Below are 17865 nucleotides of genomic sequence, written 5' to 3'. Positions count from 1 at the left end.
ACGGGCGGGTTCAGCCCTCGCCTTCCTCCGCCCCCTTCGCGACCGCCTCCGCCACCTCAGCGATTCGGTCGTGCTCTTCCTTCGCGAAGCGTGCCGCGTCGAGTTGTTCGGCTAGTTCTTCGTCTTGGGCCATCAGTTGGTCGAGGTTGGAGTCGCCCAGGTCGAAGACGCCCATGTCGACGTAGGCGCGTTGGAGGCGTTCGCCCCATAGGCCGATGTCCTTGACGCAGGGCACGATGCGGCTGAAGAGGAGTTTGCGGAAGAGGTGGAGGAATTCGGAGTTCTCGGTGTATTCGGCGGCCTCGTGGGCGGGGATGCCGAAGTTTTCGAGGACTTCGAGGCCGCGTAGGCGGTCGCGCATGAGGTAGCAGCCGTCGATGACGAATTCTTCGCGTTCGCGGCGTTCGGCGTCGGTGAGTTGTTTGTAGTAGTCGCGCAGTGCCATTCGCCCGAAGGCGACGTGGCGGGCCTCGTCCTGCATGACGTACGCCAGGATCTGCTTGGGCAGCGGCTTGGTGGTGGTGTCGCGGATCATGCCGAAGGCGGCCAGTGCCAGACCTTCGATCAGTACCTGCATGCCCAGGTAGGGCATGTCCCAGCGGGAGTCGGTGAGGGTGTCCTCCAGGAGGGACTGGAGGTTGTCGTTGACCGGGTAGAGCATCCCGATCTTGTCTTTCAGGAAGCGGCTGTAGATTTCGGCGTGGCGCGCCTCGTCCATGGTCTGGGTCGCGGAGTAGAACTTGGCGTCGAGGTCGGGGACGGTCTCCACGATGCGCGCCGCGCACACCATCGCGCCCTGTTCGCCGTGCAGGAACTGGCTGAACTGCCAGGACGCGTAGTGCTGCCGCAGTTCGCCGCGTTCTTTGTCCGACATCCGGTCCCAATAGGGGGTGCCGTACAGGGAGACCGATTCGTCCGGGGTGCCGAGCGGGTCGTACGGGTCGACCTCCTGCGTCCAGTCGATGCGCAGGTTGGCGTCCCACTGCTTGTCCTTGCCCTTCTGGTAGAGGGCCAGGAGCCGTTCGCGGCCGCCGTCGTACTCCCAGTTGAAGCGGGCCGGGCTGCCCGCCGGTACGGTCCACAGCCCGTCGCCCGGGTCCATCGCGTACAGCTCGCGGCTCGACACACGCGCCTCCTCGCTTCACCCGCCCCCCAGCGCCGGAGGCGGTCGTTGGCAGGCTCACACGGGACTTACCGGCGGGTCAATAAGTCGTGCGCAGGGGATTGACGCGCTTGCTGACAAGCAGTCTCATAAGACGTGACCGCGGGTAACCCACGAGCGAGGTAACCACAGCCATGACGACCGTGACGACAGCAACCACCGTGACGGAGCCGGAAGTCCTCCGGGACGCCCTCGGGCTGCTCAAGAACCGCGAGCAGGTGGCGGAACGGCTGCTCGACTCCTCCGCGAAGCACTCCTTCGACCCGGACACCGAACTCGACTGGGACGCGCCCCTGGAAGAGGGCAAGTGGTACTGGCCGCCGGAGCTGGTGTCCCTCTACGACACCCCGCTGTGGAAGAAGATGTCCGAGGAGCAGCGGATGGAGCTGTCCCGGCACGAGGCGGCCTCGCTGGCCTCGCTGGGCATCTGGTTCGAGATCATCCTGATGCAGCTGCTGGTACGGCACATCTACGACAAGTCCGTGACCAGCGCGCACGTCCGCTACGCGCTCACCGAGATAGCCGACGAGTGCCGGCACTCGAAGATGTTCGCGCGCATGATCCAGAAGGGCGGGGCGCCCTCGTACCCCGTCTCGCGCCTCAACCACAACCTGGCGCGCATCCTCAAGACCGTCTCCACGACGCCCGGTTCCTTCGCCTGCACGCTGCTCGGCGAGGAGATACTCGACTGGATGCAGCGGCTGACCTTCCCGGACGAGCGGGTGCAGACGATCGTGCGCGGCGTCACCCGCATCCACGTCGTCGAGGAGGCCCGGCACGTCCGGTACGCCCGTGAGGAGCTGCGCCGCCAGATGGTCACGGCGCCGCGCTGGGAGCAGGAGCTGACCCGGCTCAGCTGCGGGGAGGCGGCCCGCGTCTTCTCGATCGCCTTCGTCAACCCGCAGGTCTACACGAACGTCGGGCTGGACCGGCGGGAGGCGGTGGCCCAGGTGAAGGCGAGCGGGCACCGCCGCGAGGTGATGCAGTCCGGCGCGGGCCGGCTGACGGAGTTCCTGGACGACATCGGCGTGCTGCGGGGCGTCGGCCGCAGGCTCTGGAAGAGCTCCGGGCTGCTGGCGTAGCGGCGGCGGCCGGGCCGGGGGCGCCCGCTCTTCGGGCGGCGGGTGCTCCCGAGTGCGCCCGAACCCGCCCCGGCGCTTCGCCGACGGGGCGGTTACGCTGCTGGGATGAACGGCAGCGGCACCGCCCCAGCAGTACCCCGACCCGCCTATCGCAGGCTCAGCGTCGAGGAGCGCCGCTCCCAACTCCTTGCCGCGGCCCTGGGCCTGTTCGCCCAGCGCGCCCCGGAGGACGTCTCGCTGGACGACGTCGCGAGTGCCGCGCAGGTGTCCCGGCCGCTCGTCTACCGCTACTTCCCCGGCGGCAAGCAGCAGTTGTACGAGGCGGCGCTGCGCAGTGCGGCCGACATACTGGAGGGCTGCTTCGACGAGCCCGAGGACGGTCCGCTGACGCAGCGCCTCGGCCGGGCGCTGGACCGCTACCTCGCCTTCGTCGACGAGCACGACGCGGGTTTCAGCGCGCTGCTCCAGGGCGGCAGCGTCGTCGAGACCACCCGCACGTCCGCGATCGTGGACGAGGTGCGGCGCACCGCCGCCGAGCAGATCCTGCACCACCTGGGCGCGACCGCCCCCACGCCGCGGCTGCGGATGGCGGTCCGTACGTGGATAACGGCCGTCGAGGCGGCGTCCCTGATCTGGCTGGACGAGGACAAGCAGCCGCCGCTGGACGAGCTGCGGGACTGGCTGGTCGACCACTTCGTCGCACTGCTGACCGCGACCGCGGCGACCGACGAGCAGGCCGCGCAGGTGGCGCGGGCGGCGCTGGCCATGGAGACCTCCGAGGGCCCGGTCGGCGAGCTGGCCCGGCGGATCCTGCCGATCGTGGCCGAGGCCGCGCATTTGATCTGAGCGCGCGCCGCCGTTCGGCCTACTCGGCGGCGCATGGCCTGACCTGCGCTTTCACCGGTCCGGGAATCGATGTGAGACTGGTGGGGTGAGAAGTGAGAACACCCCGTTCATCGGCGGTCCGCTGGATGGGCGGGTGCTGCCGGTCCTCGTCGGTGCGACCGGCCAGCCGCCGAAGACGTACGAGATCCCGGTGCCGAACGACGACGGCCGCCCGCCGACGGTGCACCTGTACCGGCGGGCGCCGGGGCGGGTGGGCCGGCTGGGGCTGCCGCGGGGGTGGAAGTACGAGTACGACCCGGAGGGCAAGCCGGCCGGCGGCCCCAAGTGGCCGTGGGTGCGGCGGCGTTGAGGCACACCCATCTTGGTCCGGACCATTGACAGTACTGGTCTAGTCCTGTTTGCTGCCTGCCCAGGGGGGAGCCGCGCTTGCGCCTCCCTGGCAAGGCCCCACCCCCGCAGGGGCGGCCCCCTCCCACCTTCGGCACCCGTGTACGCCCCCTCCGTACCGCCGTCGACAAGGAGCACCCCCCATGCGCCGCAGACGCAGGCCCGCCAAGAGACCCCTCGCCGCCGTCGCCGCCGGCCTCCTCGGCGCCACGGCCCTGTTCGCCTCCCCCGCCCACGCCACCCCGGCCCCCGCCCCCGCACCGACCGCCCGCGCACAAGCACTCCCCGAGCACGCCCTCGTCGGCTACCTCCACGCGAGCTTCGCCAACGGCTCCGGCTACACCCGGCTGGCCGACGTCCCGGACAGCTGGGACATCATCGACCTGGCCTTCGGCGAGCCGACCTCCGTCACCTCCGGCGACATCCGCTTCTCGCTCTGCCCCAGGGCGGAGTGTCCCGGCGTGGAGACCGAGGACGAGTTCAAGGCCGCGGTCAAGGCCAAGCAGGCCGCGGGCAAGAAGGTGCTGATATCGATCGGCGGGCAGAACGGGCAGGTGCAGCTGACCACCACCGCGGCCCGCGACCGGTTCGTGCAGTCGGTCGGCGCGATCATCGACCGGTACGGGCTGGACGGCCTGGACATCGACTTCGAGGGCCACTCCCTCTCGCTGGCCAACGGCGACACCGACTTCAAGAACCCGAAGACGCCGTCGATCGTCCATCTGATCTCTGCGGTGAAGACCCTCAAGGCCCGGTACGGCGCCGGGTTCACCCTGACCATGGCGCCGGAGACGTTCTTCGTCCAGCTCGGCTACCAGTTCTACGGCTCGGGCCCCTGGGGCGGCCAGGACCCGCGCGCCGGCGCGTACCTCCCCGTCATCCACGCGTTGCGCGACGACCTGACCCTGCTGCACGTCCAGGACTACAACTCCGGCCCCATCATGGGCCTGGACAACCAGTACCACTTCATGGGCGGCGCGGACTTCCACATCGCGATGACCGACATGCTGCTGACCGGCTTCCCGGTCGCCGGCAACCAGAACAACGTCTTCCCCGCGCTCAAGCCGTCCCAGGTCGCCGTCGGCCTGCCCGCCTCCCCGTACGCGGGCAACGGCCACACCCCGCCCGCCGAGGTCACCAAGGCCCTCAACTGCCTGACCAAGTCCACCGACTGCGGCAGCTACCGGACGCACGGCCGCTGGCCCGCGCTGCGCGGCCTGATGACCTGGTCCGTCAACTGGGACCGCTTCGGCGGCTGGGAGTTCCAGAAGAACTTCGACAGGTACTTCGGCAGCTGATCCCGCGTCAGCGGCACGGCTGACGAGGCGTCGGGTACGGCGACACGCCACCGGCCGCCGATCGGGTGACCGTACCGCTCCGGTGGCCCCACCCCCACGGCGAAGATAAGACGACCGTGGCACGATCCGAACGAACCGGGCGGCGGACCGCGGGTCCGCCGCGGCCGCAGCAGTTCGTCGGAGGTGGACAGGTGTCGCAGCGGTGCCCGTCGGTACGGCCCGGACCAGGTCGGTCGGCGCCGGGGCGGATCGTACGGTCGGTGTGCGCGGCGGCGCTGGTGGGCGCGGTCACCCTGACGCTCCCCGCGGCCCCCGTGCACGCCGCGCCCGAACCGGACCCGTCCGCCACCGGGGAAGCGCCCGAACCGGGCCCGGACCATGCCGGTGCGTCGCCGGAGCCCGGCGGCTCCGGCGACGTGTCGCTCCGCCGCCTGCTCACCCGCCTCCAGGACCTCTACCGGCGGACCGAACAGGCCACCGAGGAGTACAACGCCACCGAGGAGGGCCTCAAGGCACAGCGGAAGAAGTCCCAGGACCTCAACGTCCGGCTGGCCCGCACCCGTACGCGGCTCGCCGACGGGCAGGCCGACGCGGGACGGCTGGCCCGCCAGCAGTACCAGGGCACCGGCGCCGGCGGGCTCTCCGCGTACCTGCGCATGCTGCTCGCCGACGACCCGCGGGACGTACTGGAGGAAGGGCACCTGCTCAAGGAGGCGGCCGGCGGCCAGGCCGCCGTCGTCAGCCGGCTCACCCGCAACGAGAAGCGGGCGGACGAGCTGGCGAAGGCGTCACGGGCGGCGCTGGACAGGCAACAGGTGCTCACCGAGCAGCGCAAACAGCAGCGGGACGCGGTGCAAGGCCGCCTCAAAGAGGTCGAGGAACTGCTCTCCGGCCTCTCCGAGGACCAGCTCGCCGCACTCGGCCGGATGGAACAGGAGGGCACGGACGACGCTCAGCGCAGCCTGCTGTCGTCCGGCGAGCTGCGCGGGGCACGCGCCCCTTCGGCGAGCGGCGAGCGGGCGGTCCGGTACGGCCTGCGGCAGGTCGGCAAGCCGTACGTCTGGGGCGCGCAGGGGCCCGACTCCTTCGACTGCTCCGGCCTCACCTCGCAGGCGTGGTCCCACGCCGGCCGGCCCGTCCCGCGCACCAGCCAGGAGCAGTGGCGGCAGCTGCCGCACGTACCGCTGAGCCGGCTGCGCCCCGGCGACCTGGTGCTCTACTTCCCCGGCGCCACGCACGTCGCGATGTACCTGGGCGACGGCAAGGTGGTCCAGGCCCCGCGCCCCGGCGCCCGGGTCAAGGTCTCCCCCATCGCGGCGAACCCCCTGCTCGGCGCCGTACGCCCGGACCGGGACGCCGCGGCGCTCAGCGCGTACGTGCCGCCGCGGTGGTACTGACACCACCCCCGGGACTCACACCTGCTTCATCGACGTCCCCGGCCGCGCAGCGCAGCATCGTTCCCGTACGGCACACAGCCGTACGTGCCTACAGGGGAGGAACGTATGCGGGTGTTCGGAAAGCGCCGGTGGCGAAGCGTCTCCGTGGCGGGACTGGTGACCGTGGCGACGGCCGCGCTGCTGCCGGCGGCCACCGGGTCCGCCGTTGCCGCGGGCGGCGGGCACGTTCCCGCGCGCTACACGGAGCAGCGGCTCGACTGGCACACCTGTGACGGCGCGCCGTCGCTGGAGTGCGCGACGATGACCGTGCCGCGCGACTGGCACCGCCCCGAGGGCGGCCCGGACATCGGCGTTTCCGTGTCCCGGCACCGGGCGGCCGGTCCGGCCGCCCGGCGGGGCGTCCTGATGATGGCGGCGGGCGGGCCGGGCGGGCAGGGCCTTCGCAGACCGGCGGAGTTCGCCGGGAGGTCGCCCGCGGTGGCCGCCGCGTACGACATCGTGAGTTTCAACCAGCGCGGGCTGCCGCTCAGCGCCCCCTTGCGCTGCCAGACCCAGGAGGAGTTCGACGCGTTCTTCGGCGACGACTCACGGGACCGCTCGGCCGGGGCGGTCCGCGGCGTCGTGCGGCGTTCGCGGCAGCTGGCCCGTGCCTGCCAGGAGCGGGGCGGCGGTCTGGCGCCGTACGTCACCACCGACCAGACCGTGCGCGACATGGACCTGTTCCGCGCGCTGCTCGGCGCCCGCAAGATCGCGTATTACGGTCCCTCGTACGCGACCATGATCGGCGCCTATTACGCGACGGAGTTCCCGCACCGCGTCGACCGGCTCGTCCTGGACAGCCCGGTCGGCTTCGCCGGCACGTGGCAGACCTTCGAGGAGGGCCAGCCGCTCAGCTTCCAGCGCCGCTTCGAGCAGGACTTTCTGCCCTGGCTGGCCGCGCGCGACGCCACGTACCACTACGGGCGCACCGCCCCCGAGGCGAAGGCGAAGTGGGAGGCGCGGCGGCTTGCCCTGCGCGACCACCCCGCCGACCTGGGCAATGGGCAGCGGGTGACCCCCAACCGCCTGGACTTCGGCACCAGCCAGGCCGTCTACAACGCAGCCGAGGGCTTCGCGCCGCTGGCCACCGCGCTCGCGGCCCTCGACCACTGGGACACCGCCGCACCGGCCGGGCGCGGCGCGGCCCGGAAGGTCTTCAGCGGCTACCTCAGCCCGGAGTTCCTGGCCGAGTACACGGCGGTGACCTGTAACGACACCCCGTGGAGCCGGGACATGGACGGTTGGGTGCGCCGTACCGCCGCGTACACCGCGAAGTACCCGCTGGTCGGGGCGCGGTCCCTGGCCTTTGCTGCGACCTGCGCCGCCTGGCCCGCCTCCCGCGCCCCGCGCGTCCACGTCACCGGCAAGGGCCTGCCGACGACGCTCATGCTCGCCTCCTGGCACGACCCGGCCGCCCACTACGAGGGCGCGCTCGCGGCCCACCGGGCCCTGCGCGGCTCCCGTCTGGTCACCGTCGGCGGCGGCGACCACGGCCAGTACGGGAACGGCAACCGGTGTGTGGACACCCTGGTGGACCGGTACCTGCTCACGGGGGCCGCGCCGGCGAAGGACGCCGGCTGCCCGGCGCCCGGGTCGGTCCGCTAGCCGAGCGAAGCCAGGTACGCCTCGGTCTTCTCCGGCTCGAAGAAGAAGTTGTCGTAGTCGGCCGGGTCGTTGAAACCGTTCGCGAACCGGTCGGCGACCGGCTGGAGCTGTCCGGCCGCGCCGATCAGGTTCAGCACGTGCTCCGGCGGCGGCGCCAGCATCGCGTTGGTCCACCTCGTGACGTGCCGGGCGGTCTCCCAGTAGCGGTCGAAGGCGGTCTGCATCCAGTCCGCGTCGAAGGGGCGGTCTCCGTGCTCGATGATCGAGGCGAGGTAGGAGGCGGCGCACTTGGACGCGGAGTTGGAGCCCTGGCCGGTGATCGGGTCGTTGGCGACGACGACGTCCGCGACGCCGAGGACCAGGCCGCCCGAGGGCAGCCGGCCGACGGGGTGGCGCACGGTCGGCGCGTAGCGGCCGGCGAGGGTGCCGTTGGCGTCGGTCAGCTCGACCTTCGTGGCGCGCGCGTACTCCCAGGGAGTGAAGCGCTCCATCAGCTCCAGGGTGGTCGCCAGGTGTTCGTTGGGGTCCCGGACGCCTGCGAAGACGTCCAGCGGGCCGCCGGGTATGCCTTCCCAGAAGAGGATGTCGGCGCGGCCCGAGTTGGTCAGCGTCGGCATGATGAACAGCTCGCCGACGCCCGGTACGAGGTTGCAGCGCACCGCGTCGAAGTCGGGGTGCTCGGGTCGCGGGCCCAGGCCGTGCACGTACGCGACGGACAGGGCGCGCTGCGGTGCGTCGTACGGGGACCGGGACGCGTCGCGGCCGAACATCGACACCAGCTCGCCCTTGCCCGCCGAGACCAGCGTCAGGTCGTAGCGGCTCGCGAAGAAGTCGAGGTCGGAGACGGCGGCGCCGTGGATGACGAGTTGCCCGCCGCGCTGCGCGAAGGTCTCCATCCAGCCGGCCATCTTCAGGCGCTGGTCGACGGACTGGGCGTAGCCGTCCAGCTTGCCGACCCAGTCGACGGCGCGCTGGGTGCCGCCGGGTTCCGCGTGGCTGCCGGGGGCGGCGACCGAGACGCCCAGCCCCTCGATGCGCGGCGCCTGGCTCTCCCAGAAGTTGAGCGACAGGTCGCGCTCGTGCTGGAGCGCGGTGTGGAACATGCACTGCGTGGACATGACCCGGCCGGAGCGGATCTCGTCGGCGGTGCGGTTGGACATGAGGGTGACCTCGTAGCCCGCGGACTGGAGTCCGAGGGCGAGTTGGAGACCGGACTGGCCGGCTCCGACGATGAGTATCTTCCGCATGGTGGTGCTCTCTTCCCAGGTACGGGGGGGGCGGCGGCGGTACGGGGGGGGCGGCTCGGGGCTATTCGGGAGTGGCTTCGAGGGCGTGGGCGACGAGCGCGAGCAGCGCGTCGACGACCGTGATCCGCTTGCGCGCGTCCATGATCACGACGGGCACGTGCGGCGGCACGGTCAGCGCCTCGCGTACGTCCTCGACGGCGTACTCGGCCGTCCCCTCGAAGTGGTTGACCGCGACGATGTACGGCAGGCCGCAGCTCTCGAAGTAGTCCAGCGCGGGGAAGCAGTCGTCCAGGCGGCGGGTGTCGGCCATCACGACGGCGCCGATCGCGCCGCGTACCAGGTCGTCCCACATGAACCAGAAACGTTGCTGCCCCGGCGTACCGAACAGGTACAGCACCAGGTCGGATTCGAGGGTGATCCGCCCGAAGTCCATCGCGACCGTGGTCGTGGTCTTGTGCGGAGTGGCGGACAGGTCGTCGGTGCCCTCGCTGGCCTGCGTCATCACCGCCTCGGTCTGCAAGGGGGTGATCTCGGAGACCGAGCCGACGAAGGTCGTCTTGCCCACGCCGAAGCCGCCCGCCACCACGATCTTGGTCGCGATGGGCGCGCGGGAACGATCCGTCTGCCAGCTCTGCAGCCCCGCCTCGTCGGCCGCCGCGGACACCTCGGGCGCTCCGGCGGCCCCGGCCGCAGTGGCCGTCATCGTGTCAGAGCCTGCGAAGTCCACCCAACACCCTTTCGAGCAGCGCGCGGTCGGGCCGGCCGGGGCCGTGCCCGGTGCCGTAGACGCGGATCTTTCCTTGGTCTGCGAGATCGCTGAGCAGGACGCGGACCACGCCCAGCGGCATCTTGAGCAGCGCGGAGATCTCCGCGACCGAGCGCATGCGGCGGCACAGCTCGACGATCGCGCGCATCTCCGGCATCACCCGGTCGCCCCAGCCGCCGGAGGTCAGCTCGCGCCGCTCCTCGGGGCCGTCCAGCGCGGCCACGAACGTCTCGACGAGCAGCACGTGGCCGAAGCGGGTGCGCCCGCCGGTGAGCGAGTACGGGCGCACGCGCGAGGGTTTCCTGTCCCCGCCGCGCACGGGGAGTTTGGGGGCGTTGCTCACTGGGCGCTCTCCATCGACTTGCGCAGCTCGCTGCGGAGTTCGGGGGTGAGGACGTGGCCGGCCCGGCCGACGAACAGCGCCATGTGGTAGGCGATGACGCTCATGTCGCAGTCCGGGGCGGCGTGCACCCCGAGCAGCGAGCCGTCGCTGACCGACATGACGAAGAGGCTGCCCTCGTCCATCGCGACCATCGTCTGCTTGACCGCGCCGCCGTCCATCAGCTTGGCGGCGCCGGTGGTCAGGCTGCCCAGCCCGGAGACGATGGTCGCCAAATCCGCGCTGGACCCGCGGGGCCCCGCCGGCTGCCCGCCCGGGGCCGCCGTGGCGGCGGCCTTCGGGTCGGAGGAGAGCAGCAGCAGTCCGTCGGAGGAGACCACCGCGACCGAGCGGATGCCCGGTACCTCGTCAACCAGGTTGGTCAGCAACCAGTGCAGATTCCGTGCCTGACTGCTCAGTCCGTAAGCAGTGGTCGCTTGCGCCTTCAATCGCGTGCCTCCTCGACAACGTGGCTCTCTCCCGGGGCCCCCGCTCCGTCGGTGTCCGTCTGTGGGATGGTCTGCTCCGCTGTACGTTCCGCGATCTCGGCCTCGACGTCGCGCCGGCCGTCCCGCGCCCCCTGCTGGAAGCCGCCGAGCCGGGCCCGCAGGGCGTCGGCGGTGGCCGCCGCGTTGCCCGTGCGGGGTGCGGCGGGGGGCTTCCGTGCCACGATCCGGGGCGTGCGCTTGGGCAGTCCCTGATCGGTCACCCGGCGCGGCGTCGCGGCGTCCGCCCGGGTGTGTTCGCCGGGCCCGGCGGCGTACGGTCCTGCCGCGCCGGTCCCGCTGGTCGTCTCCGCGGCCGGGGCCGCGGTCCCGGGCGCCGGGCGTGCCGCGTCCTGGGCCCTGTCGTGTTCGGCGGTGTCCACGGCGCGCTCCGCCGCCGCCACCAGGGGGTCGCCCGTGGGGGCGCGCTCGCCCTGGTCCGCGCTCCCGGCCGCCGGGTCCAGGCGCGGCAGCCGCGCCTGGAGGGTGTTGGAGTTGGCCTCGGCGACCGAGCCGGGCAGGTTCTGGCCGGCGCCGGACTCGCCGGGCGGCGCGGGCGCGGCGGCCGCCGGTACGGGCCGGGTGGGCAGGATGGACGCGGGCAGCACGACGACGGCCGTGATGCCGCCCTGCTTCTGGTCCCGCAGCTGTACGCGCACGCCGTGCCGGGCGGCGAGCCGGACGACGACGTACAGGCCGAGCCCGAGGGGCTCGTCCGCCGCCTCCAGGCTGTCGCCGGCGGGCTCCGCCGCGTCCGCCAGGCGGGCGTTCAGCTCCGCCAGCCGGTCGGCGGTCATCCCTATGCCCTCGTCCTGGACGGAGAGCATGACCTCGCCGCTCTCCAGCAGCCAGCCGGACAGCTCGACGTGCGAGTCCGGCGGCGAGAAGGCGGTGGCGTTCTCCAGCAGCTCGGCCACCAGGTGGCTGACGTCGTCGGCGGCGAACCCGGCGACCTGGGAGTGCGGCGGCAGCGACTGGACGCGGACCCGCTCGTACCGCTCGATCTCGCTGACGGAGGCGCGCAGCACGTCCAGCAGCGGGACCGGGCCCGGGTGCGCGGTGCTGTGCTCGGCGCCGGCCAGCACGAGCAGGTTCTCGCTGTTGCGCCGCATGCGGGCGGCGAAGTGGTCCAGCTTGAAGAGGGTTTCCAGGCGGTCCGGGTCCTGCTCCTTCTCCTCCAGCGACTCGATGACGGTCAGCTGGCGCTCCACCAGGCCCAGGGTGCGCAGCGCGAGGTTGACGAACCGGCCCTGGACGCCGGTGCGCAGCGCCGTCATCCGCCCGGTGAGGTCCGCGATCTCCTGCCGCAGCGACTCCCGTTCCTCCCGCAGCGCCGCGCGCTCGGTGGCCAGCCGCTGCCGTCCGCCGATCAGCCGGGCCCGCTCGGCCTCCAGTTCGGCGACCCGGCGCGCGGTCTCGCCCACGTGGGCGTGCAGCGCGTTGACGGACCGTACGGCGTCGGCGAACTCGTCGTTGCGGCCCTTGAACCCGACCGGCGGCTCGCCCGCCGGGTCGGCCGCCACCCGCTTGGCGCCCAGGCGCAGCGCCGCGAGCGGCCGGGTCACCGAGCGCCACGCGGAGATACCGGCGCCGGCCGCGATCAGCAGGCAGGCGCCGACCAGGGCGATACGCAGCTCCATGGCCGTCACGTCGTCGTCGCGCAGCGCGCCGAACCGGTCGATGTCGGCGGTGGCCATCGACGCCTCGACGCCGCGCATCAGGCCGATCCGGGCGGTGAGCGCGGCCTGTACGCGCGCGCTGCTCAGGCTCTGGTCGGCGGTGTCCAGGCGCGGCTGGTCGGTGAGCCGGGTGAGGTAGCGCTCGGCGGTGTTGACGTCGCCGCCGTTGACGGTGCGTTCGTAGGCGTCCTGCGCCTTGGTGCTCGCCGACTGCTTGAAGGCGGCCAGCGCGGCCTGTTCGCGTACGTACGACTGCTGGGCCGCGGCGGTCAGCCGGGCCTGCGGGCCGCCGTTGGCGAGGGCCGGCACCAGCAGCGCGCGGGTGACGGACGCCTGGTCGGTGGCGCGGCCGAGCTGCGGCAGGGCGCGGGCGTCCGGGGCGGCCTCGTTCGCGCGGGCGGGCAGGTCGCGGGCGACGGCGTCGGACAGGGCGCCGAGCGCCTGGATCGCGGCCGTGTAGTCGTTGAGGGTGTCGGTGGCCTGGCCGGGGCCGGACAACGCCTTCTGGCGGGTTTCCGGCAGCGCGCGCAGGAGCTTGTCGGCGGCCCGGTACGTGTCGGTGGCTCCGGCGGCGCCGTGCGAGACCGCGCGCAGTTCGCTGATCTGCCGGTCCACGCGGGCCCGCTGGGACTCCGAGACGCCGGCGCCGGACTTGGCGGTGCGCCCCGCGGCGACGTACTCGGTCATCGCGTCGCGCTCGTCGGCGAGGGAGTGCGCGAGGGTGACGGCGCGGGCGTTCAGCCCCGCGAGGTCGACCAGGCGCTGGGAGTCGTGGGCGTCGTCCACGGCGGACAGGACGGCGGGGGCGCCCGCGCCGAGAACGGCGGCCGCGGCGACGGCCACGGCGACGACGAGCCGGTTGCGCACCCGTGCGGGGCGGCCGGCGGGCGCCGGGACGGGGGCGGGCGGCGCGCCCTTGGGCGGGGTCTTCTTGGGGGCGGCGGACCCGTTGCCGCCGGGCCCGGTGCCGGTTGCCGGTGCCGGAACGGTCCCCGGGGGTGCGGCCGGGCCGACGCCCTGAGCCGTACCCGAAACCGAACCGGCCGGTGTTTCCGGCCCGACCGCGCCGTCCCGAAGCCGCTTCTTCCGCACCGCTGCTCGCATTCCTGTCTCGCCTGCCCACACCGTGTGGTTCCGCGGACCCGGATCGCTCTCCGCTCGCGGCGCGTATCCGTGCGAAGGCCGCGAGGTCCGCAGCAATTCGCACGTCCGCGAGGGAAACAGCCCGGCTCTGCGCGTCGCGACGAGCGTTCCGGCCCCACCCAAGATCCGGGCCACGACCATTCCACCGGCATCGCGCAGCGGCCCGGCAACGCACACCCGGCCACTCGAATGAGTGAACATCAATCGGAAGTTGACCATCAACTTCCGATCTTGGCCGTCGCGGCGTGCAACCCTCCGCAACCCCCGGACGGGTTTGGAGAACCGTACGGAGTCCTGGAAAGATGCGCGCCCGCATCCGGGCCGACCGCGATTTCAAGCCCCTGTTACGGCTCTGACCTGCTGCTACGCACCCAGGCCCGGCGAACGGCGCACACCGCGGGAAACCGGACCCGCTGCGGCAGACTGGCCCGCATGCGCATCGAACTGGCCACCGAGCCGGGAGACCCCCAACACCCGAACGAGGACTACGCGTCCGTCGCCCTTCCCGCCTCCGGCCAGGGCGGAGTCCTGGTCCTGCTGGACGGCGTGACCCCGCCGCCCGACGACGTCGGGTGCGCCCACGGAGTGCCGTGGTTCACCGCCCGGCTGGGCGGCGCATTGCTCGAACTGTCCGGTTCATTCCGGGATATGACGCTCCCTGAGACACTTTCGGCCGCCCTCTCCCGGACGGCCGAAGTTCACCGCTCCACCTGTGACCTTTCTCACGCACGCACGCCACAGGCAACCGTGGTGGCCGCGCGGTGGTCGCCCGGCACCGTCGAGTACCTGGTCCTGTCCGATTCCGTCCTCCTCGTCGAGCACCCCGACGGCTCGGTGCGGCCGGTCCTGGACTCCCGCCTGGACGAACTGCCGCCCGCCGTGCAGGCCCTGCGCGACGCCGTACGGGCGCTGCCGCGCGGCTCCGCCGAACGCGCGGCGGCGGGCCGCGAGTACGGGGCCGCGGTCGAGGCGCTGCGCAACGCCGAGGGCGGCTTCTTCACCGCGGCGGCCGACCCGGCGGTGGCCGCCCGCGCGGTCACCGGCTCCTTCCCGCGCTCCGAAGTGCGGTCGCTGACCGCGCTCAGTGACGGGGCGTCGCGGTGGGTCGAGGTCTTCGGGGAGGGGTCCTGGGCCGACTGCCTCGCGGTGGTGCGCAAGGAAGGGCCGCAGGCCCTGGTCGACCGGGTGCGCGCGGCGGAGGCCGCCGACCCGGCGGGCGCCCGGTTCCCGCGCGGCAAGTCCCGGGACGACGCAACGGTGATCCTGGTCGAGCCGTAAGAGGGGCAAGGGCGGGCAGCGGCGGCAGAGACCGGCAGAGGCGACAGGGGCGGGCAGGGGCGGGCAGGGGGCGGCTGAAAACGGCCTTATACGACGGGTTCCGCCCGGCCTAACTTTGACTGTGTGACCAGATGAGAAATCCGGTCACGCGGTCAGGGGGGAACGTGGAAGCAGCGGAGCGTACGGAACGGGGCGAACGCATCCTGGACGCCGCGTGCGAGCTGCTGCTCGCCTGGGGCTACCGCCGCGTGACCACCGACGAGATCGCCCGCCGCGCGGACGTCGGCAAGGGCACGGTCTACCTGCACTGGAAGAACAAGGACGCGCTGCTGCTGGCCGTGGTCCTGCGCGCCCAGTCGGGGCAGCACCGCAGGCAGTTGGAACGCATGCGGGCCGACAGCCGGGACATACTGCCCAGCCGCCTGCTGCGCGGAGCCCTCCTGGACTTCGTCGAAGACCCCGTACTGCGCGCCCTGTACCTCGACGACTCCGACATCATGGGGCGGCTGCACGACGTCGCCAAGAAAGAGATGGCGGAGCTGGTGGAGACCAGCCACCAGACGCTGCGCTCGCAGCTGACCGACCTGCGCGCCCACGGCCTGGTGCGCGAGGACCTGAGTATCGACCGGCAGATGTACACCTGCCTCGCGACGGCCGGCGGCTTCTTCCAGGCCGAGGTGCTCTTTCCCGAACGCGCGCCGGGCCGGCCCGAGGAACGGGCCGACCTCCTGTGCCACACGATCCGCAACGCGCTGGAAACCCACGCCGACCCCGACCCGCGGCTCACCGCCGCAGCCGCGCCCGGCATCATCGCGCGCTACGCGCGCCTGGAGGAACTGAGCCGGCAGGAAACCCGGCGGCAACTACGCCAGTGATCCCCGGTCACACCCTGATCGAGAGGAGAACGCACGATGACCACATCGTCCACCGAATCCGCCGCGGCCACCCCGCCGGGCGCGTCCGCCTCCGACTCCGTCGCCGTGCCCGACACGCTGCCCAACTACGTCGGCCTGCACCCGGGTGAGCCGAACCTCATGGAACCCGAGCTGCTCGACAACCCGTACACCGGCTACGGCAAGCTGCGCGAACAGGCCCCGCTCGTCCGCGCCCGGTTCTTCGACGACACGCCCCTCTGGCTCGTCACCCGCCTGGACGTGGTGCGCGAGGTGATGCGCGACCCGCGGTTCGTCAACGACCCGAGCCGGGTGCCCGGCCACCAGGGCGAGGACCCGCGCGAACGGCTCGTCAAGCTGTTCGGCGTACCCAGCCACCTGCGCGAGTACATCGTGAAGTCGATCCTGTCCAGCGACCCGCCGGACCACACCCGGCTGCGCCGCCTGGTCTCGCGCGCCTTCACCGCCCGCCGCATCCAGGACCTGCGGCCCCGCGTCGAACTCATCACCGACGAGCTGCTGGACCGGCTGCCCGGCCACGCCGAGGACGGCGTCGTCGACCTCATCGAGCACTTCTCCTACCCGCTCCCGATCACCGTCATCTGCGAGCTGGTCGGCATCGACGAGGCGGACCGGGGGCTGTGGCGGCAGTTCGGCGCCGCCTTCGCCTCCCTGGATCCGAGCCGCGTCGGCGCCGCGGTACCCGCCATGGTCGAGCACCTCCACGAGCTGATCGGCCGGCGCCGCGCGAACCTGCGGGACGACCTGCTCAGCGCGCTCATCCGGGTGCAGGACGACGACGGCGGCCGGCTGAGCGACACCGAGATGGCCACCCTGGTCCTGACGCTGGTGCTGGCCGGCCACGAGACCACCGCCCACCTCATCAGCAACGGCACCGTCGCCCTGCTCACCCACCCCGACCAGCGGCGCCTGCTCGACGAGGACCCGGCCCTGCTGCCGCGCGCGGTCCACGAGCTGATGCGCTGGTGCGGGCCGATCCAGGCCACCCAGCCGCGGTACGCCACCGAGGACGCCGAGGTGGCCGGCACGCAGGTCCGCCAGGGCGACATGCTGATGTTCAGCCTCGTCGCCGCCAACCACGACCCGCGCCACTACACCCACCCCGAACGGCTCGACCTGACACGGCAGCCGGCGGGCCGGGCGGAGGACCACGTCGGCTTCGGGCACGGCATGCACTACTGCCTGGGGGCCTCGCTCGCCCGGCAGGAGGCGGAGGTCGCCTTCGGCAAGCTGCTCGCGCGCTACCCGGACATGGCGCTCGCCCTCACCCCGGAGGAACTGGAGAAGCAGGAGCGCATGCGGCGGCCCGGCACCTGGCGGCTGCGCCGGCTTCCGCTGAGGCTGCACCCGTAGGCGTGACCGGCGGGACGGAACGCCGGCCGTCCGCGGAGGAGGCGGCCGTCCTCCGCCCGCCGGGCACCGGGCCGGGAGCCGGTGCGTATGGTCCCGCCGGGGCCCGCGCGCCGGCTCTCAGCCTTTGGCGCAGCTCTCCTCCGCGTCCTGCTCCGCGTTCAACCGGTGCAGCAGCCTGGCCAGTTCCGCGACCTCGCGGCGGTCCCAGGAGGCGAGCCTGCGGGCGTACTGGGCGCGGCGGCCGTTGCGTACGCGGCTGAACCGGTCGTGGCCCTCGTCGGTGAGGCGCACGAGGACGGCCCGGCCGTCGGCGGGGTCCGGCTCGCGGGCGATCAGGCCGAGGTCCTCCAGGGCGCGCAGCTGCCGGCTCATCGTCGCCTTGCCCACGCCGAAGTAGCCGGCGAGGTCGGTGGCGCGCTGCCGGCCCGCGTCGGCGAGGCGTACGAGCAGGCCGTACGCCGCCGACTCCAGCTCCGGGTGGATGTCCCGCGCCAGCTCGCCGGAGGTGGCGCGGGCGCGGCGCAGGAAGACCGCCAACTCCCGCTCCAGGGACAGGAACACCTGGTCCACGCCACTGGGCTCGTCGCCTCCCGGCATTTTGTCGGCTCTGGTGTCGTGCACGTCAGCGCCCTCTCCCGCTTTCCGGACCGTGAAAGTTTCTGCCAGCGGCGGCCGAAGCCGCAGCGTGTCCAGTATTTCGCAGGAGTAGACCAACGGAACCCCGGCTCCCCTCTTTGCGGCCCGCATCTACGCGCGTACCGTCGATGGACGTTCCTGACATGGCCACACCAAGGCGCCGCACCGA

The 17865-nt window shown here is 72.5% G+C and carries 16 protein-coding genes; 9 read left to right on the top strand and 7 right to left on the bottom strand.

What is annotated here, in order from left to right:
• Positions 1-10: 10 nt before the first annotated feature.
• Positions 11-1126 carry a ferritin-like domain-containing protein gene (locus ACH4OW_RS17830; protein ID WP_398028739.1) on the bottom strand — a complete coding sequence of 372 codons (1116 nt, stop codon included), beginning with the start codon at positions 1124-1126 and terminating at the stop codon, positions 11-13.
• Positions 1127-1296: 170 nt separating this feature from the next.
• Between ACH4OW_RS17830 and ACH4OW_RS17825 the strand changes: the two genes are divergently transcribed.
• The 6 genes from ACH4OW_RS17825 to ACH4OW_RS17800 all read left to right on the top strand — a co-directional run bounded on the left by ACH4OW_RS17825 (position 1297) and on the right by ACH4OW_RS17800 (position 7816).
• Complete coding sequence (locus ACH4OW_RS17825) at positions 1297-2244, top strand: diiron oxygenase (protein WP_398028737.1); 948 nt, start codon at positions 1297-1299, stop codon at positions 2242-2244.
• Positions 2245-2349: 105 nt separating this feature from the next.
• Entirely contained in the window at positions 2350-3090 is a 741-nt protein-coding gene (locus ACH4OW_RS17820; RefSeq protein ID WP_398028735.1) for a TetR/AcrR family transcriptional regulator, read from the top strand.
• 85 nt (positions 3091-3175) lie between these two features.
• The gene (locus tag ACH4OW_RS17815; RefSeq protein ID WP_360132243.1) at positions 3176-3439 is read left to right on the top strand and encodes a hypothetical protein; all 264 of its coding nucleotides are present in this window, start codon (positions 3176-3178) and stop codon (positions 3437-3439) included.
• Positions 3440-3620: 181 nt separating this feature from the next.
• On the top strand, positions 3621-4775 hold the full coding sequence (locus ACH4OW_RS17810) for a chitinase (RefSeq protein WP_398028733.1): 1155 nt from the start codon (positions 3621-3623) through the stop codon (positions 4773-4775).
• Positions 4776-5035: 260 nt separating this feature from the next.
• Positions 5036-6172 (top strand): NlpC/P60 family protein, encoded by a 1137-nt coding sequence (locus tag ACH4OW_RS17805; protein ID WP_398028732.1) that lies wholly within the window; start codon positions 5036-5038, stop codon positions 6170-6172.
• A 105-nt stretch (positions 6173-6277) separates the two neighbouring features.
• The gene (locus tag ACH4OW_RS17800; protein ID WP_398028730.1) at positions 6278-7816 is read left to right on the top strand and encodes an alpha/beta hydrolase; all 1539 of its coding nucleotides are present in this window, start codon (positions 6278-6280) and stop codon (positions 7814-7816) included.
• On the opposite strand, the gene ACH4OW_RS17795 is transcribed toward ACH4OW_RS17800, so the two are convergent.
• The 5 genes from ACH4OW_RS17795 to ACH4OW_RS17775 form a co-directional block, all read right to left on the bottom strand.
• Positions 7813-9063, bottom strand: coding sequence for a styrene monooxygenase/indole monooxygenase family protein (locus ACH4OW_RS17795; RefSeq protein ID WP_398028727.1), 1251 nt, complete (start codon positions 9061-9063; stop codon positions 7813-7815). The genes ACH4OW_RS17800 and ACH4OW_RS17795 overlap by 4 nt on opposite strands.
• Positions 9064-9124: 61 nt before the next feature.
• Positions 9125-9766, bottom strand: coding sequence for an ATP/GTP-binding protein (locus ACH4OW_RS17790; RefSeq protein ID WP_360132258.1), 642 nt, complete (start codon positions 9764-9766; stop codon positions 9125-9127).
• A 4-nt stretch (positions 9767-9770) separates the two neighbouring features.
• On the bottom strand, positions 9771-10172 hold the full coding sequence (locus tag ACH4OW_RS17785) for a DUF742 domain-containing protein (RefSeq protein WP_360132261.1): 402 nt from the start codon (positions 10170-10172) through the stop codon (positions 9771-9773).
• Entirely contained in the window at positions 10169-10657 is a 489-nt protein-coding gene (locus ACH4OW_RS17780; RefSeq protein WP_360132264.1) for a roadblock/LC7 domain-containing protein, read from the bottom strand. Before ACH4OW_RS17780 ends, ACH4OW_RS17785 begins: the two co-directional genes overlap by 4 nt.
• Entirely contained in the window at positions 10654-13464 is a 2811-nt protein-coding gene (locus tag ACH4OW_RS17775) for a nitrate- and nitrite sensing domain-containing protein (RefSeq protein ID WP_398028724.1), read from the bottom strand. The genes ACH4OW_RS17780 and ACH4OW_RS17775 overlap by 4 nt, the downstream gene beginning before the upstream one ends.
• A gap of 483 nt (positions 13465-13947) precedes the next feature.
• On the opposite strand from ACH4OW_RS17775, the gene ACH4OW_RS17770 reads away from it, so the two are divergent.
• The 3 genes from ACH4OW_RS17770 (at position 13948) to ACH4OW_RS17760 (ending at position 17060) form a co-directional block, all read left to right on the top strand.
• A complete protein-coding gene (locus ACH4OW_RS17770) occupies positions 13948-14793 on the top strand; it encodes a protein phosphatase 2C domain-containing protein (RefSeq protein WP_398028722.1) in 846 nt (281 codons plus the stop codon).
• 164 nt (positions 14794-14957) lie between these two features.
• Positions 14958-15668, top strand: coding sequence for a TetR/AcrR family transcriptional regulator (locus ACH4OW_RS17765; protein ID WP_398028720.1), 711 nt, complete (start codon positions 14958-14960; stop codon positions 15666-15668).
• Positions 15669-15704: 36 nt separating this feature from the next.
• Positions 15705-17060: a cytochrome P450 gene (locus ACH4OW_RS17760; RefSeq protein WP_398028718.1), complete on the top strand. Its 1356-nt coding sequence runs from the start codon at positions 15705-15707 to the stop codon at positions 17058-17060.
• Between the two features lie 117 nt (positions 17061-17177).
• On the opposite strand, the gene ACH4OW_RS17755 is transcribed toward ACH4OW_RS17760, so the two are convergent.
• Positions 17178-17657 (bottom strand): MarR family transcriptional regulator, encoded by a 480-nt coding sequence (locus tag ACH4OW_RS17755; protein WP_360132326.1) that lies wholly within the window; start codon positions 17655-17657, stop codon positions 17178-17180.
• Positions 17658-17865: the final 208 nt, after the last annotated feature.

The sequence above is a fragment of the Streptomyces sp. NPDC017056 genome (assembly GCF_044332485.1).
In the GTDB taxonomy this organism is placed as follows: domain Bacteria; phylum Actinomycetota; class Actinomycetes; order Streptomycetales; family Streptomycetaceae; genus Streptomyces.
The sequence above is the reverse complement of the archived record's forward strand: the minus strand, read 5'-3'. Positions and strand labels throughout refer to the sequence as shown.

Excerpts from the sequence above, each read along its gene's own strand:
- ACH4OW_RS17760 (WP_398028718.1), top strand. The coding sequence starts at position 15,705 with ATGACCACATCGTCCACCGAATCCGCCGCGGCCACCCCGCCGGGCGCG.
- ACH4OW_RS17820 (WP_398028735.1), top strand. The coding sequence starts at position 2,350 with ATGAACGGCAGCGGCACCGCCCCAGCAGTACCCCGACCCGCCTATCGC.
- ACH4OW_RS17825 (WP_398028737.1), top strand. The coding sequence starts at position 1,297 with ATGACGACCGTGACGACAGCAACCACCGTGACGGAGCCGGAAGTCCTC.
- ACH4OW_RS17795 (WP_398028727.1), bottom strand. The coding sequence starts at position 9,063 with ATGCGGAAGATACTCATCGTCGGAGCCGGCCAGTCCGGTCTCCAACTC.
- ACH4OW_RS17790 (WP_360132258.1), bottom strand. The coding sequence starts at position 9,766 with ATGACGGCCACTGCGGCCGGGGCCGCCGGAGCGCCCGAGGTGTCCGCG.
- ACH4OW_RS17770 (WP_398028722.1), top strand. The coding sequence starts at position 13,948 with ATGCGCATCGAACTGGCCACCGAGCCGGGAGACCCCCAACACCCGAAC.
- ACH4OW_RS17755 (WP_360132326.1), bottom strand. The coding sequence starts at position 17,657 with ATGCCGGGAGGCGACGAGCCCAGTGGCGTGGACCAGGTGTTCCTGTCC.
- ACH4OW_RS17800 (WP_398028730.1), top strand. The coding sequence starts at position 6,278 with ATGCGGGTGTTCGGAAAGCGCCGGTGGCGAAGCGTCTCCGTGGCGGGA.
- ACH4OW_RS17810 (WP_398028733.1), top strand. The coding sequence starts at position 3,621 with ATGCGCCGCAGACGCAGGCCCGCCAAGAGACCCCTCGCCGCCGTCGCC.